Raw genomic sequence first — 16,455 nt, 5'->3', positions numbered from 1 at the left:
ATCGGCGATATGAAGCGAATTGGCGCAATCGAAGCGGGCGGCACGAAGTTCGTCTGCGGGATCGGCAGCGAGCGGGGCGAAATCGAGGACCGCATCAGCTTTCCGACGGAAGGACCCGAGCAGACGATCGGTCAGGCGATCGCTTATTTCAAGGGGAAAGGCGTCGACGCGATCGGCGTCGGCTCCTTCGGGCCGATCGATCTTCGGCCCGAGAGTCCGACCTATGGGTATGTCACCACGACGCCGAAGCCGGGCTGGTCGAATGTCGACCTGCTCGGCGCGCTGCGCCGCGAATTCGGCGTGCCGTGCGGCTGGGACACGGACGTGAATGCGGCCGCGCTCGGCGAAGCGATGTGGGGCGCGGCCCGCGGCTTGAGCAGCTGCCTGTATTACACGGTCGGCACGGGCATCGGCATCGGCGTCTATGCGGAAGGCCGTCTTGTGCACGGCCTGGTTCATCCCGAGGGCGGACATACGCTGCCGAGACGGCACCCGGACGATGGCTACGCCGGCCGGTGTCCGTACCACGGCGATTGCCTCGAGGGCATGGCGGCAGGTCCCGCGATCGAGGCGCGCTGGGGCGTGAAGGGACACGAGCTGCCGGCGGATCACCCCGCCTGGACGATCGAAGCATACTATCTCGGGCAGTCGATCGCAAGCGCCGTGCTGCTTAACTCGCCGGAGAAGGTTATTCTCGGCGGCGGCGTTATGCAGCAAGCCCAGCTGTTCCCGCTCATTCGCGCCGAGGTGAAGCGCAATTTGAACGGCTACGTGAGCGCACGCGAGATTCTTGACGATATCGACGGCTACATCGTGCCGCCGGGGCTCGGCCAGCAGGCCGGCCTGTGCGGCGCGGTAGCGCTGGGGCTCTCGGCGCTGCGCGAGGCGACGGCTTAGAGAGCGGCGCCGCTCTCTAACCGTACTTCGCTTCGCATCACGACGACCAGGTCTCCACATGGCAGCAACCCGGCCGCCCCCTGTCACGGGCGGCGGCCGGTTCTTTGCTGAATGCTGCATGCACAATCCTCGGATTGTGAACGCAAACCAATCCGCTTTTCCGGGACGCAGCTCGCCTCTCTACCAAAGACGGCGCCAGCCGTTGCGCCTTTGCTGTGCCCATTTTTCCTCACGACCGATCACGATGGCACCATCGGATTCGCCACTTTCCACGAATAGGGGTGCGTAAGGATGTCATGGAACAAAGGAATGTCCGCGCTGCTGGCGTTCGCGCTGCTGCTCGGCTCCGTCCCGCTCGGGACTGCTGTTATTGCGGCGGGAGAGCCGACGGCTGATCAGACGGCAAAGGAGGAAACGTCTATTTTTGTAAGCGCAACCAAAGCGAATAGCGACCTGTCGGCTTGGACGATCAAGGGGAAAGGGAAGCTGGAGGATACGGCGCAGGGGCTCACGCTAACCTCCGACCCGAAGGAAAATGTCATTGCGATGTCGGATACCCGCGCGGACGATTTCGTCTACGAAGCCGACGTCCAGATTACGGATCTAAAGGCGGACGCCACGCTCGTGTTCCGCTCGGATGCGGATGGCTGGTCCTCTTACATGCTCCAGCTTGTGCCGCAAGCCGGACTTATTCGGCTGAAGGACGCAGATGGTCAAGGGCTATATGAGGAACGACAGGTCAGCGTGTCAGCCGGAGGGATTTATCATCTGAAAGTGAAGGCTGAAGGCGATACGCTTAAGGTGTATTGGGGCGATCGCTACAAGCCGCTCATCGACGTGAAGGACGCCTCTTACCGCGGCGGCTATCTCGGCCTGCACGTCTGGGATGGTTCGGCGCTGTTCCAAAATGTGCGCGTCAGCGGCCTGAACGGCAATCTCGGCACGACGGCATACCGGTCCGGTTCCTGGCAGCCGGACCTTCGAGGGACGAAGGGCACGGCAGAGGCATCGCAGCAAGCGGTGCAAATGTACGGGAACAGCTACGGCGACTTCGTGTACGAGGGCGATATTGCGTTCGGCTCGGCTACGGGCGAGGCCGCGCTGCGAATACGGGGCGACGAGAAGGGACTGAGCGGCTACGCGGTCGCGCTGCTTCGGGAGAACGGCCAGGTCCGCGTTCAGTTGAAGAAAGCGAGCGGCGCGGTCATCGCGGCTTCCGCACGCGCGTATCCTTCGCAGCCGGGGGCGAAGCACCATGTAGAGGTGAGCGCGGTCGGCAGCCGGATTCAGGTGCTCGTCGACGGCTATGCGACCGCCGCAATCTCCGTGACCGACGGCAGCTACGCGAGCGGACGGACAGGCTTGTCGGTAGCGTCGGGAACGGCTTATTTTCAGCATACGTACATCACGGCAGCGGCCGACTATTATACGGAGAAGTACCGTCCAGCCTACCATTACAGTCCGGCGCGCGGGTCGGCCAGCGATCCGAACGGGCTTGTCTACTACGAAGGGGAATACCATCTGTTCCATCAGGACGGCGGGACGTGGGCGCATGCGGTGAGCACCGATCTGGTGCATTGGAAGCGGCTGCCGATCGCCTTGCCGTGGAATGATCACGGGCATGTCTGGTCCGGCTCGGCGATCGCGGACGAGGGTAATGTGTCGGGTCTGTTCACGGCTTCGGGCGGCAAAGGTCTTATCGCGTATTATACGTCCTTCAACCCCGATTTGCCGGGCGGCAACCAGCGGATCGGCATCGCGTACAGCACCGATCGGGGCCGGACGTGGGTCTATCCCAAGGATCGTCCGATCGTCATCGAGAACCCCGGCAAGCAGGGCGACGACCCGGGCGGCTGGGACTTCCGCGATCCGAAGGTCGTGCGCGATGCGGCGAACAACCGCTGGGTGATGGTCGTCTCGGGCGGCGATCACATCCGGTTCTTCACCTCGACCAACCTGCTCGACTGGACGCTGACCGATAACTTCGGCTACGGCAATTATGTCCGCGGCGGCGTATGGGAATGCCCGGACTTGTTCCCGATGAAAGTCGAGGGAACGGGCGAGACCAAATGGGTGCTCATGATCAGCACCGGCGCCAATCCCAAGACGCAAGGCTCGGACGCGGAATACTTCGTCGGCACGTTGACCCCCGAAGGGAAATTCATCAACGACAATCCGGCCGGCCGCGTGCTGCGTACCGATTACGGCAAAGAGTTCTACGCCTCGATGTCGTTCGCGGGCATGCCGGACGATCGCCGGGTCATGGTCGCGTGGATGACGAACTGGGATTATCCGTTCGCCTTCCCGACGTCTGGCTGGAAGGGCGAAATCTCGCTGCCGCGCGAGGTGACGCTGAGACGGACGGCCGACGGTCTGCGGCTCGCCCAGGCGCCGGTCAAGGAGCTGCAAGCGCTGCGGAAGGAAATCTACGCCGCCGCTGACCGCGAGGTGCGTCCGAATGGGGCGAATGTGCTGGAGGGCGTGACGAGCGGCGCATACGAGATCGAAGCCGAGATCGCCATTCCGGCGGGAAGCAGCGTGCAGGAGTTCGGCTTTCATCTGCGCGAAGGCGCGGAGGAACGCACGGTGGCGGCCTACGACGTCGCGGGTTCGCGGCTAATCGTCGATCGCTCCGCCTCCGGCGAGACCGACTTCTCAAGCCTGTTCTCCACACGGCACGAAGCGCCTCTTGCGCTGTCGGGCGGCCGCGTCAAGCTGCGCCTCTTCGTGGACGAATCGTCGGTCGAGCTGTTCGCCGGCGATGGCACGGTCGTCTTCAGCGACCTGATCTTCCCGGACCCGGCCAGCCGCGGGATGCGCTTCTACGCCAAAGGCGGCAGCGTGAACGTGGTGTCGCTGAACGTATACGCGCTGTCTAACGTATGGCGTACCGATGCGGACGGATCGGCTCGGGTCATGATGGACACCGCCGGCCGTGAGCTGAGCTTGGGGAGCAGCGAGACGTTGTACGCGGCGATCGATGGCGGCCGACGGAACGGGGAGCAGCCGCTTCGATGGCGGTCCTCCAACCCGGCTGTCGTGCGGATCGATAACGCGGGCAACGGGCATGCGGTCATTCATGCGACCGGCGCGGGCGAGGCGGTCGTCACCGTCTCGACGCCGAACGGCAAGACGTCGGCGCGCGTGCCGGTGGACGTGTCGGACGGCGAGTTCCGCACGAATTTGACCGGTTGGCAGCCCGATCTGTCCGCGTCGCGATGGATCGCCACGGCGTACGGCATTCGCGGCAGCTACGGCAGCGACGCCAATTACATGGCGCGGGAGCAGGCGGGCGATTTCACCTACGAGGCGGATATGCGGCTTGGCGAGTCGGGCGGAGCGGGCTCCCTGCTGTTCCGGGCCAGCCGAGACGGACGCAGCGGCTACTACTTCAACCTTGATGCGAACATGAAGGCGTTCCGGCTGTTCTACAAAGTAGACGGCGCGTTCGCCGACCGGCAGGTGCTCGCGAAGGTGCCGGCTTTCGTGCAGCCGGGCCGGACGTACCACGTGAAGATCGTCGCGGAAGGGCCGCATGTTCAAATCTTCGTGGATGGCGCCCAAATTATGGATCTGAAGGACGGGACGTTCGCGGAGGGACATTTCGGCGTGAACGTGTTCGGGGGACAGGCGTATTACCAGCAGGTGAACGCGAGCGCGATGCGGCCCGCGGACCTGCAGCGCGTCGGCATCGCGAACGCGGCGGGCACGGGCAAATACCTCTTTGCCGCCGCATCGCGCAACGGAGAGCCGATTATCGTCAAGGATGGCACGACCGGCGCAAGCGGTCAGACATGGGTGCTCGTGCCGACAGGGGACGAGCAGGGCAGCTATTCGATTCGCACGCCGGAAGGCCAAGCGCTCGACCTGGATATCGGGCAGAATAAAATTCAGCTCTACGCCTACTTGGGCTTCAACAACCAACGATGGCTCATTCGCCGGCATGATGACGGCACGGTGGGCATCGTCTCGTCGCATAACGGCAAAGCGCTCGAAGCGGCGGAGAGCGGAGATGGCTTGACGTTGAACGATTCGGATCCGGCGCTGGCAAGGCAAAAGTGGCGGCTGGAGAGCGTGCAATAACGGGGACAGCCCTGACCGGGATGGTCAGGGCTTCTTCGCGCATGGATGTGGAGGCTCGGATCATGGGTGGCAGCCGCTTCCGGGATCATTCGGTTATATTCAAATTAACCCTTGCCCGTTCGCGCGCATCCTTTTACATTGGAGGGGCTTGCTCCGTTTTAAACCGAAAGGAGAATTCCATGCCATGCCCGACATGTACCGTTTAGACTTGCCTATCCCATACGGAGATCAGGGCCAATATCTGTCGCCTGTTATTCTGCGAGACGACCGCGAGACGATTCTCGTCGACTGCGGTTATCCGCAGTCCGTCGCCTTGCTGGAGGCGGCCGCGGCGAAGCACGGTATCGCGCTATCGACTGTTACCCGCCTCGTCTTGACCCATCACGACATGGATCATATCGGCTCGGCCGCCGAGCTGAAGCGGGCTTATCCGCATATCGAAATGATCGCGCACGAAGCGGAAGCGCCCTATATCGCGGGAGCCGCCAAGTCGCTGCGACTCGCGCAGGCGGAAGCCTCGTATGACACGCTGCCGGACGAGGCGAGAGAAGCGGCAGCGGGCTTCATCGCCTTCCTCGGCTCGATCGAACCGGTTCCCATCGATCGCACGGTTGCTTCCGGCGAGCGTCTTCCATGGTGCGGCGGGATCGAGGTCGTCCATACGCCTGGGCATATGCCGGGCCATATCTCGCTCTATCTGCCCGCAAGCCGAACGATGATCGCGGCCGATGCCGTCGTCATTGAGGCAGGTAAGCTTGCGATTGCCAATCCGCAGTATACCCTCGATCTAGAAGAAGCCGTTCGCTCGGTTCGCCGGTTGCTGGATTATGAGATCGACGCGTTGATCTGCTACCATGGGGGGCTCTTCGCAGGGGATGTCCACGCCGCACTGCTGCAGCTTCTGCAGGCATACGGCACCTAGTTGGTGGCTGTAACCGCCAATTCGGCATTTGTTCGGGACGCAAGAGCCAAGTTGTCCCTATTTTGCGTTAGCCGGACGATGATTATGCCAGCAACAAAGAAACGAAGCGCCCGATACGCACGGCGCATGCCGTCACGGACCGGACACGAGCCTTTGGTGGCAGCATTTGGCTGCTCATGGGGCGCATGAAGCGCGGTCTTTTTTTTCGTGAAAATATAATCCGCGCATGCCCCGCTACCGATATAACCGGAGTTAGTAAAATGCACGGGTTAGATATGCATGTGCTTAACGACAATATCGACTGGGAGGGCAGACAGCTGCGATGAACGTGCGAAATTCCTTACTTACCAAACTCATGCTGGCGATTGCGATCGTGCTCACCTTGTTCGCGGTCATACTGAACGCGTACGTCGGCAGCGAGGTCAAAGAAAAGCTGGTGCTGGCGGCGCAGGAGAAGCTGGCGTCCGACATGGCGCTGACGGAGAAATATTTGGAGATGAAATATCCGGGCGACTGGTCCGCGAAAGGCGATCAGCTGTATAAGGGCGATACGCCGCTCAACGATAATTTCGAATTCGTGGACGAAGTCGGTAAACTTACCGGCGATACGGTTACGATTTTCCTCCACGATACGCGGGTGACGACGAACGTCTTGAAAGCAGACGGCCAGCGGGCTGTCGGCACTCAGGTATCCGCGGCCGTTAACGCGGCGGTACTGCAGAAAGGCGAGGTTTACGTCGGCGAAGCGGACGTCGTCGGCACGGTCAACCAGACGATCTATAAGCCGATCAAGGATGGCGCGGGCGCGATCGTCGGCATTTTGTACGTGGGCGTGCCGTCCACCCCGTTCGATAAGATGGCGAGCGATTTCCGGAACGAGATTTATTTGATCAGCGCTTTGATCTTGATCGGCGCGATTCTCTTCTGCTACTTGATCAGCCGTCCCGTCATGAAGCGCATCCGCCGGCTCGTGACGGTCGCCGGTCAGATCGCGGACAAGAATTTGACGCTGGAAGTGCAATCGAAGTCGAAGGATGAGATCGGCCAGCTCGCGGTTTCCTTCGAACGGATGAGGCTGAGCCTTCGCGAGACGATGACGCAGGTGGGCGACATGTCCGTGCAGCTGAAGGAGAACAGCGTGTCCCTGTCCGAAGCGGCTGTCCAGACCGGACAATCCTCGCAGGAAGTCGCCGGAGCGATCCACCACGTCGCGGAAGGCGCAAGCGCGCAGTCTGCATACGCCCATTCCATCCAGAGCCGGATGAAGGAGACGCTGCGTCAGGTCGAAGGCGGCGGCAGCAAAATCCAAGAGACGCTTCAGGAAGCGGAGGCGGCGGCCGAGGTGGCGAAGCGGGGCGACGAGGCGATCAACGACGCGATTGCGAACCTGTCCACCGTGACGCAGACGGTCGAGTTCGCGACGGACGCGATTCACAAGCTGGGCAAGCGGTCGTCGGAAATCGGCGGCATCGTGCACGTCATCTCGGGCATCGCGAGCCAGACGAACCTGCTCGCGCTGAACGCGGCGATCGAAGCGGCGCGCGCCGGCGAGCATGGAAAGGGCTTCGCGGTCGTCGCCTCGGAGGTCAGCAAGCTGGCCGAGCAGTCGAAGCAGTCGGCCGAGCAGATCCGCGCGCTCATCGACGACGTGCAGGCAGAGACGAACGAGACCGTCGGCACGATGGAGCACAATCTGAAGTCGGTCGAGGAGCAGGTCGAGATCATTACGCTCGGCGGGCAGGCGCTCAAGGAGATTGTCGCGATGACGCGTTCGACGGAAGCGAATACGGTGGACGTGAAGCGGACGCTCGAGGCGCTGGCGGCCAGCTCGCAGGCGGTCATGGACGCGATCGATCACATTAACCGCCTCGTCGAAGTGTCGGCGACCGCGTCCGAGGAAGCGGCCTCGTCGGCAGACGCGCAGACGTCAACGGTCAACGATATCGCAGGCGCTTCCAAAGACGTCGCGGCTATCGCCAACATGCTGAACGACAAGGTACGGGAATTCAAGCTATAAGCCGCAGGATTTTGCCGATACGGGCAAACGAACAGGCCATGCAGGACGATTGTCGTCCGCATGGCCTGTTTGCCGTTTAATCCCGAAGCGCCCGAATCCCGAAGCCGCGGGGGCCGCAACGGAGCGGCATTTTTGCACAACCCGCCTGCACCGCGGGCCGCCGCCGCTTGCTACGATTTCACTAGAGGCGGCCGGTCTTCCGGCCAAGCGGCTGCTCGCTCCATTGCTTGCGGTAGCGGTGCGGCGTCATCCCGTAGTGGTCCTTGAATACTTTGCAGAAGTGGGAGGCGCTCGTCATGCCGATCTCTTCCGCCATACGGGCGACCGCCATATCGGTTGATTGCAGGAGAAGCACGGCTTGCTGCATTCGCTTGGCGGTCAAATAGTCGGTGATGCTGCTGCCGGTGCATGCCTTGAACAAGTGGGACAAGTGGTAGGTGGATAGATGCAAATCGCGGCTCATCCGCTCCAGCCGAAGCGGCTCCCGGTAATGCCGATCGAGCCACTCCATCATCCGTTCGGCTTGATGGGGCTTGCGCAGCTCCTCCGGCTTGGCCGCTTGATGGTGCTTCTCCCAAAGCGGCTTCAAGGCGCGGAAGAAGGCGACGAGGAAGAGCGAGACTTCCTCCATGCGGCGGTCCTTGGACAGACCGAGACAGCGCTCCTCCAGGTCCATCAGCATGCCCGCGACCGACTCCAGCTCCGGTTCCTGCCAGACGCAGGTGGCGAGCTTGCCTTTGTGAAGATGCCGGAAGAAGGCTTGAAGCGCGGGCCACGGCGTCAGATAGGCGTCGTAGGAAGAAGGCTCGTAATGCACGATGGAGCGCACGAACGGCTTCTCCTTGCTCAGCTCCATCTGGACATGGTGCAGCTGGTACGGCTGGAACACGCAGATGCAGCCTGGGCCGACCTCGTAATGGACGCCGCCCAGAATGAGCGTCCCGCGACCTTCGTGGACGAGGAGAATCTCGACGCCTTGATGGGCGTGGAAGGTCCCCTCGAACTGATCGGCGCATGTGCTCGTACGCCGGTAGGCGTAATATAGGGGCGTTTCCTTGAGATCGATCGGCTGGATGTACGTCATGCGGTCATGGCCTCCATGTCGCGTAATCTCGTGCAAATAATGAGAGAAGGTTCTAGCGTTAGTATAAATCGGCATATCGGAAATGCAAGCGTAAAAGAAGGGACGTAGGACGATGAGAATGGTATTTCGATGGTACGGCGAAGGCAACGATACGGTGACGCTGCGGCAGATAAAGCAGATTCCAGGGGTGGAAGGCATCGTGTGGGCGCTTCATGACGTGCCGGCCGGGGAAGAGTGGCCGATGGAGAAGATCGCGGCGTATAAGGAATTGGCCGACGCTTACGGCTTGCACCTGGAGGTCGTCGAGAGCGTCAACGTCCACGAGGACATCAAGCTCGGCCTGCCGAGTCGCGAGCGGTATATCGACAACTACAAGAAGACGATCGAGAAGCTCGCGAGCGTCGGCGTCAAAGTCATCTGCTACAATTTCATGCCGGTCTTCGACTGGGTGCGAACCGACATGCATAAGGAGCTGGAGGATGGTTCGACGGCCTTGTTCCTGGAGAAAGCGAAGATCGAGGCGATGGATCCGCGGGAGCTCGTCCGCACGATCGCGGGCAACCCGGATTTCACGATGCCGGGCTGGGAGCCGGAGCGGCTGGCTCGCCTAAGCGAGCTGTTCGACGCGTACCGCGGCGTGTCGGAGGACGATCTGCGGGACAATCTCCGCTACTTCCTAGAGCAGATTATTCCGACGGCGGAGCGGTGCGGCATCCGGATGGCGATCCATCCCGACGACCCGCCGTATTCGGTATTCGGGCTGCCGCGCGTCGTCAAGGACGCGGCGGATCTGCGGGCCATTCTCGGCTTCGCGAACAGTCCGGCCAACGGCATCACGCTGTGCAGCGGGTCGCTCGGCGTCCGCCAAGATAACGACATTCCGGCGATGGCGCGCGAATTCGCGGGCCGCATTCCGTTCACCCATCTGCGCAACGTGCGGGTATACGAGAACGGCGATTTCATCGAGACGTCGCACCGCGCCCAAGACGGCACCGTCGATTTGTGCGGCATCGTGCAGGCGCTCCATGAGACCGGCTTCGACGGGTACGCCAGACCGGATCATGGCCGGCATATTTGGGAGGAGCAGTGCAGACCGGGCTACGGGCTGTACGACCGGGCGCTTGGCATCATGTATCTCTGGGGCATCTGGGATTCGTTGGAGCGGAGCAAGCAGACGAAAGCGGGAGGCGTTTAGCATATGAGTGGACGGCATGGAAGTATGCAAGGCCGCGTCGCGGTCATAACCGGCGGCAGCGGGGTGTTGTGCTCGGCGATGGCAAGGGAGCTGGCGGCGCACGGCGTCAAGGTCGCGGTGCTGAACCGGACGGCCGAGAAGGGCGAGGCCGTGGCGGCAGAGATCCGGCGCGCGGGCGGGGAGGCGATCGCCGTCGCCTGCAACGTGCTGGATCAAGCGAGCGTCGCCACGGCGGAAGAGACCGTGCGCGAGCGGCTGGGCGGGTGCGACATCTTGATTAACGGCGCGGGCGGCAATCATCCGGATGGCATCACGAGCAAGGAGATTTTCGAGCGGGCGGATCTTGGCGATCCCGACGTGAAGACGTTCTTCGACCTGACGGTGGCGGGCTTCACCGACGTGCTGCATCTGAATTTCCTCGGTACGCTCATCCCCAGCCAAGTATTCGGCCGCGGCATGACCGAGCGCGAAGGCGCCGTCATCATCAATATCTCGTCGATGAGCGCGCCGAGTCCGATGACGAAGGTGCCGGCCTACAGCGCGGCGAAGGCGGCGATCGACAATTTCACGCAGTGGCTCGCCGTCCATATGGCCGAAGCGGGCATCCGGGTGAACGCGATCGCGCCGGGCTTCTTCCTGACGGAGCAGAACCGCCGGCTGCTCACGAACGAGGACGGCTCACTGACCGAGCGTTCGCGCAAGATCATCGCCCATACGCCGATGCGGCGGTTCGGCGAGCCGAAGGATCTGCTCGGCACGCTGCTGTGGCTCGCGGATTCGGACGCCTCCGGCTTCGTGACCGGCGTGACCGTCCCGGTAGACGGCGGATTCATGGCGTATTCGGGCGTGTGACGACGCCCCACTATCGAAATATGCGACACGGCGGCCATGGCGCCGCGCATGGTCTTCAACCTTACAGCCCTGCCGACTCGGCAGGGTTTTTCTGCTGCCGGGAAGCGGGAACGCGGTTTGGTAATTTCTGTACGTGCGTACATTTTTCGCGGGGAGGTCTTGTCGCTGCGGCCGGGACGCCCCTATAATTAAGCACATTCCCATGAATGAGGACCAAAGCGGGCGAAAGGAAGGAAACACATGCGGGCATGGCTTCACAATCACAACACGCTGCGCAATCAAATATTGGCGGTCTGCCTGCTGGTCATGGCGCTTGTGCTCTGCTTCGTCGGGCTGGTCACCTACAACCGGGTGTCCGCGCTCATTACGAACAACGCGGAGCGCCAGCTGCAGCAGACCGCATTCGAAGCGACCGGCAGATTGGAAACGCTTTATCGACAGGTGGACATGCTCTCCAGCCAAGTGATGACGACCGGCGACGTGCAGCAGCTGCTCCTGCAGGAGGCGAGGGGGCGTCAAGCGGGCTTCCAGCAGCGGCAGGCCGTCATGCAGAGCGTCGGCACGTTCCAGGTATACTCGGACGGCATCAACGCGTTCGACCTCTATACGGACGACTACCGCAGCTTGTTCCCGCTGGACGATACGACGCTGATCACCCGCATCGGACCAGACCGAGTGCGCCAAGCGGACGAGGCGCGAGGAAAGCTGGTCTGGATCGGGGAGGACCCTCGGGACCCCTCGTATTTTCTGGCTTTGCGGCAGGTAAGGCTGATGGACCACTGGTTCGAGAACGGCGGGTATTTGCTCGTGCGCATCAACCGCGCGTACTTCCAGCTCGGCGACGAGAACGCGGACAGCCGCCGGGAGTATATGATGCTGTTCGACGAGCGGGAGGCGCTGATCGCCTCGAACTACGAACAGGCCGAGGAACTTGATCTGATCGCGGCAGGGCAGCGGGAGCTGACGCTTGGCAGCGAGGACTATATCCGCGTCGACCGCAGCTCGGAGCTGACGGGCTGGAAGCTGGTCATCCTCTCGCCGGTCAGCAGTCTGACCGAGGGCATCAACGTGCTGCGTACTGCGATCGTCGTCTCGGGGGCCGTCGGGTTCCTGATCTGCCTCGTCTGCTCGTTCTTCCTCTCCGCGATGATCACTCGGCCGATTCTGCGCCTCATCAAGACGATGCGCGGCGCGCGGCTCGGCGAGCTGCGGCCAAGTCCCGAGATGCATTCGACGGTGGAGCTCAACGAGCTGACGAAGACGTACAACGGACTCGTCGGCCATATGAACGATCTCATCCAGGTGATCTACGAGAAAGAGCTGGTGCGCAGCCGGACGGAGCTGAAGGCGCTGCAGGCGCAGATCAACCCGCATTTTCTGTATAACACGCTGGAGGCGCTCTATTGGGCGCTGCAGGAGAAGAACGAGGAGGAGCTGGCCGATCTCGTCGTGGCGATGTCGGAGCTGTTCCGCTATACGATTGGCAATGACAATCAGAGCGAGTGGGTAAGCGTCAAGGAGGAGCTGGAGCATGTCGAGCGCTACATGGCGCTGATGAAGCTGCGGTTCGGCGAGGAGCTCGCGTGGCGGATCGACGCGCCGGAGGCGTGCTTGTCCGTGCGGATGCCGAAGCTGCTCATCCAGCCGCTCGTCGAGAACGCGATCCTGCACGGGGCGGGGAACAAGAAGGGCGCCGGTTCGGTCTCCCTCGTCATCCGCCCGTCGGAGGACGGGGAGCGGTGGCTGATCCAGGTGAAGGACGACGGTCCCGGCATGGACGGGGCGCTCGTGCAGGAGCTGATGCGCTCGCTCGGCTCGGGCGGGTTCTCGACCGGCAAGGGCAGCGGGCTGGCGCTCGCCAATGTGAACAAGCGAATACAGCTGTACTATAAAGACGACGAGCTGGGCGGGCTGACGATCGCAAGCGTCCCCGGCGAAGGCACGGTCGTCGGATTCGAAATACCGGGAGGTGCGCCATGAGGAACGGCACGACGATCTTGATCGTGGACGACGAGCCGCGGACGCGGCAAGGATTGAAGAAGACGCTGGAGACGTGGGCGGCAAGCGATTGCGAGATTGTGACGGCGGAGAACGGCGACGAGGCGCTCGATATCACGGCGAAGCGGCCGATTCATCTGCTGCTGACCGATATCCGGATGCCGGAGATGAACGGACTGGAGCTGATCAAGGCGATCCGCGAGGGCGGGAGCGACCCCGTCGTCATCCTGCTCTCGGGCTATTCCGAGTTCGAATACGCGCAGGAGGGCATTCGGCTGGGAGTCGTCAACTACCTGCTCAAGCCGGTGCAAAAGGCGAAGCTGCTGGAAGCGGTGGAGGAAGCGCTGCGGATCGCCAAGGACCGGGTGCGGACGGGCGCGATGGAGAAAATCGTGGACAAGGAGCTCGTCGCCATGCGCGAGGAGGACCGTATCGTGCCGCAGCCAATCCAGGAGGCGATCCGCTACATCGAGGCGAACGTGAAGCAAGCCGTGACGCTGCGCGAGGTGGCCGAGCACGTCCATCTGAATGCCAGCTATTTCAGCTCGCTGTTCAAGGAGAAGACAGGCATGACGTTCAGCGAGTTCGTCGTGCGCGGCAAGATGCAGGCGGCCAAGAAGCTGCTCTACTCGACGGGCATGCCGATCGCGGACATCGCCGAAGAGGTCGGCTACGCGACGGCCAAATATTTCATCACGCTGTTCAAGGAATACGAGGGCATGACGCCGAGCCAGTACCGGAAAGATCTGCCGGATCGGTAGGGCAACCTAAAAATATCGGACTTTTCCCTAATCGCCGTGACCTTATCGGGCGGCGCATGAAGCGCTATCATTGGAAATGTAACCGCTATCCTTAGCGACAAAGGGGAGAAGAAAAACATGTTCAAGAAGAAACCATTGACCATCGCCATGACCGTCGCGCTCGCTTCCGCGCTGGCGCTGACCGGGTGCGGCAGCAGCAATAACGGCGGCAACGCCGAGAATGGCGGCAATACGGGCGGCAACGCGCCGGCCGAGGGCAATGCGGGCGGCAATGCCGCTACGGCGGAGAAGGTCACGCTCAAGATGATGCACCTGTGGCCGGCCGGCAGCTCCAAGCAGCAGAACATGATCGTCAACGATATCATTACCCAGTACCAGGAAGCGAACCCGAACGTGACGATTAAGCAGGAGATTCTCGAGAACGAGCAATACAAGAATAAGCTGAAGGTGCTCTCCGCCTCGAACGATCTGCCGGACGTCGGCATGACGTGGGCTGCGGGCTTCCTGACCCCTTATGTGAAGGGCCAGCTGTTCGCGCCGCTCGACGACACGCTTGAAGGCGGGCTGAAGGATTCGTTCGTCTCCGGCACGACCGAGGCGTACGCGGTGGACGGTAAGACGTACGCGCTGCCGCTCGAGCTGAACATCACGCCGGTGTACTACAACAAGGCGATCTTCAGCAAATACAATCTCGAAGTGCCGCAGACGTACGCCGATTTCCAGAAGGTCGTCGAGACGCTGCAAAGCAACGGCGTGGCGCCGATCGCGCTCGGCAACAAGGACCGCTGGACCGGCTCGCTCTGGTACATGTACCTGGCCGATCGGCTGGGCGGACCGGAGACGCTGAAGAACGCGATCAACCGGAGCGGCTCCTTCGAGGATCCAAGCCTCGTGAAGGCGGCCGAGGATGTGCAGGCGCTCGTGGAAGGCAATGCATTCAACAAAGGCTTCAACGGCCTCTCCAACGACGAGGGTAAATCCGAATTCTTGAACGGCAAGGCGGCCATGTACCTGATGGGCACGTGGGAGCTGCCGAACTTCACGACGAACGAATCGATCCCGCAGGAGTTCCGCGACAGCGTCGGCTTCTTCAAATTCCCGACGGTCGAAGGCGGCAAGGGCGACATCGACAGCTGGGTCGGCGGACCGGGCGTCGGGCTGTTCGTCGCCGAGAACTCGAAGGTGAAGGAAGAAGCGAAGAAATTCGTCAAGTTCTTCGTCGAGAAGTGGGGCGAGCAGTCGGTCACCAAGGCGGGCGTCATCCCGGCGACGAAGGTCGACACGTCCAAAGTGCAGCTGCCGCAAATGTACATCGACATTCTGAACGAGCTGGGCAAAGCGAGCAACATTACGCTGTTCGCGGACGTGCAGATGAGCCCTGCCGTTGCGCAGACCCACCTGAACATGATCCAGGCACTGTTCGGCAAGGAAGTATCGCCGGCGGACTTCGCGAAGAATCACGAAGAGGCGCTGAAGCAGGAAGCGGGCAAGTAATTTCCGTCGTGTAGTCTACTGAACCAAGGAGAAGGACATATCCCCCTTAGGTGCGCGATATGTCCTTTTCTGCACCCAAAAAGCCCGTTAGCGGGACCAAAACGCGCGAAAACGCGTCTTGCGGGCGTGCAAACGCCCAGTAATGAAGCAGCAACCGGCAACCGGTGAAGGCGCAGGCCCGGGTTCGCCTCGGACCGGCAAGGGCTGCGAAACGTTCACCCGAAGGAGCGTGTCTCGAATGGATAAAGTCATGTCGAACAAAAAAATGATCGCCCTGTACGTGCTGCCCGCGCTGGCGCTCGTGCTTGCGCTGATCTACGTGCCGATCGTGCTCACCGGCTATTACGGCCTTATGAAGTGGGACGGCATCGGCGCCATGGAATTCGTCGGCCTCGACAACTACAGCAGGCTCGTCCAGGACTCCGCCTTCTGGCAGAGCGCCTACCACGCGCTGCTGCTCGCGCTCTTCTCCGCGCTGAGCTTGCTTGCGTACTTGGCAGTGGCGCTCGTCCTCTCCGGCGAGATCAAGGGCGCGAATCTGCTGCGCAAAATATACCTCATCCCGATGCTGCTCTCGTCGGTCGCGATCGCGCAGCTGTGGCTGAAGATTTACCATCCGACCAACGGCGTCGTGAACAGCCTGCTCGCCTCGCTCGGCTTCGAGGGGACGATCGAATGGCTATCGGATACGCGCCTCGTGCTGATCGCCATCTTCATCCCGATCATCTGGCAGTACGCGGGCTTCTACATTCTCATCTACTATGCAGCACTGAAGAATATCCCGTCCTCGCTCGTCGAGGCGGCGCGCATCGACGGGGCCAACCCGCTGCAGATCGCGCTGCGCGTCAAGCTGCCGCTCATCGCGAGCGTCTCGAAGGTGACGGTCGTGCTTGCGATCGTCGGCTCGCTCAAGTACTTCGACCTGATCTACGTCATGACCGACGGCGGCCCGAACGGGGCCAGCGAAGTGATGGCGTCCTATATGTATCACCAGGCGTTCCGCGGCTTCGATTTCGGCTACGGCAGCGCGATCGGCTTCTTCCTGCTGCTCATCTGCCTCGTCGTCACCTGGCTGATCCGCAAGCTGACCGCCGGCGAAGAGATTCAATATTCGTAATGAGAGGAGCGACCTTATTATGGCACAAACATTAG

General features: G+C 61.8%; 11 protein-coding genes. 10 read left to right on the top strand and 1 reads right to left on the bottom strand.

Annotated features, from left to right (window positions below; translation table 11 throughout):
• Nucleotides 1–9 precede the first annotated feature (9 nt).
• The 4 genes from ACFSKT_RS22905 (at nt 10) to ACFSKT_RS22890 (ending at nt 7,919) form a co-directional block, all read left to right on the top strand.
• Nucleotides 10–897, top strand: a complete 888-nt coding sequence (locus ACFSKT_RS22905) for an ROK family protein (protein WP_377717669.1) — start codon at nt 10–12, stop codon at nt 895–897.
• Between the two features lie 291 nt (nt 898–1,188).
• Nucleotides 1,189–4,980, top strand: coding sequence for a GH32 C-terminal domain-containing protein (locus ACFSKT_RS22900; protein WP_377717668.1), 3,792 nt, complete (start codon nt 1,189–1,191; stop codon nt 4,978–4,980).
• A gap of 184 nt (nt 4,981–5,164) precedes the next feature.
• A complete protein-coding gene (locus tag ACFSKT_RS22895; RefSeq protein WP_377717667.1) occupies nt 5,165–5,902 on the top strand; it encodes an MBL fold metallo-hydrolase in 738 nt (245 codons plus the stop codon).
• A 322-nt stretch (nt 5,903–6,224) separates the two neighbouring features.
• Nucleotides 6,225–7,919 (top strand): methyl-accepting chemotaxis protein, encoded by a 1,695-nt coding sequence (locus tag ACFSKT_RS22890; RefSeq protein WP_377717666.1) that lies wholly within the window; start codon nt 6,225–6,227, stop codon nt 7,917–7,919.
• 181 nt (nt 7,920–8,100) lie between these two features.
• Here ACFSKT_RS22890 and ACFSKT_RS22885 read toward each other — a convergent pair whose 3' ends face one another.
• The gene (locus tag ACFSKT_RS22885; RefSeq protein WP_377717665.1) at nt 8,101–9,003 is read right to left on the bottom strand and encodes an AraC family transcriptional regulator; all 903 of its coding nucleotides are present in this window, start codon (nt 9,001–9,003) and stop codon (nt 8,101–8,103) included.
• A 112-nt stretch (nt 9,004–9,115) separates the two neighbouring features.
• Between ACFSKT_RS22885 and uxuA the strand changes: the two genes are divergently transcribed.
• The 6 genes from uxuA to ACFSKT_RS22855 all read left to right on the top strand — a co-directional run bounded on the left by uxuA (nt 9,116) and on the right by ACFSKT_RS22855 (nt 16,420).
• Nucleotides 9,116–10,198 (top strand): mannonate dehydratase, encoded by a 1,083-nt coding sequence (gene uxuA, locus ACFSKT_RS22880; protein ID WP_377717664.1) that lies wholly within the window; start codon nt 9,116–9,118, stop codon nt 10,196–10,198.
• A 3-nt stretch (nt 10,199–10,201) separates the two neighbouring features.
• On the top strand, nt 10,202–11,050 hold the full coding sequence (locus ACFSKT_RS22875; protein WP_377717663.1) for an SDR family oxidoreductase: 849 nt from the start codon (nt 10,202–10,204) through the stop codon (nt 11,048–11,050).
• A gap of 240 nt (nt 11,051–11,290) precedes the next feature.
• A complete protein-coding gene (locus ACFSKT_RS22870) occupies nt 11,291–13,030 on the top strand; it encodes a sensor histidine kinase (RefSeq protein WP_377717662.1) in 1,740 nt (579 codons plus the stop codon).
• On the top strand, nt 13,027–13,809 hold the full coding sequence (locus ACFSKT_RS22865; protein WP_377717661.1) for a response regulator transcription factor: 783 nt from the start codon (nt 13,027–13,029) through the stop codon (nt 13,807–13,809). The genes ACFSKT_RS22870 and ACFSKT_RS22865 overlap by 4 nt, the downstream gene beginning before the upstream one ends.
• A gap of 117 nt (nt 13,810–13,926) precedes the next feature.
• Nucleotides 13,927–15,303: an extracellular solute-binding protein gene (locus ACFSKT_RS22860; RefSeq protein WP_377717660.1), complete on the top strand. Its 1,377-nt coding sequence runs from the start codon at nt 13,927–13,929 to the stop codon at nt 15,301–15,303.
• A 238-nt stretch (nt 15,304–15,541) separates the two neighbouring features.
• Complete coding sequence (locus ACFSKT_RS22855) at nt 15,542–16,420, top strand: carbohydrate ABC transporter permease (RefSeq protein ID WP_377717659.1); 879 nt, start codon at nt 15,542–15,544, stop codon at nt 16,418–16,420.
• The last annotated feature ends 35 nt before the right edge of the window (nt 16,421–16,455 follow it).

It is taken from the genome of Paenibacillus xanthanilyticus (genome assembly GCF_042682185.1).
Classification (GTDB): Bacteria; Bacillota; Bacilli; order Paenibacillales; family Paenibacillaceae; genus Paenibacillus_Z; species Paenibacillus_Z xanthanilyticus.
Note: the sequence above shows the minus strand (reverse complement) of the source record. Positions and strands in the feature narration are given on the sequence as shown.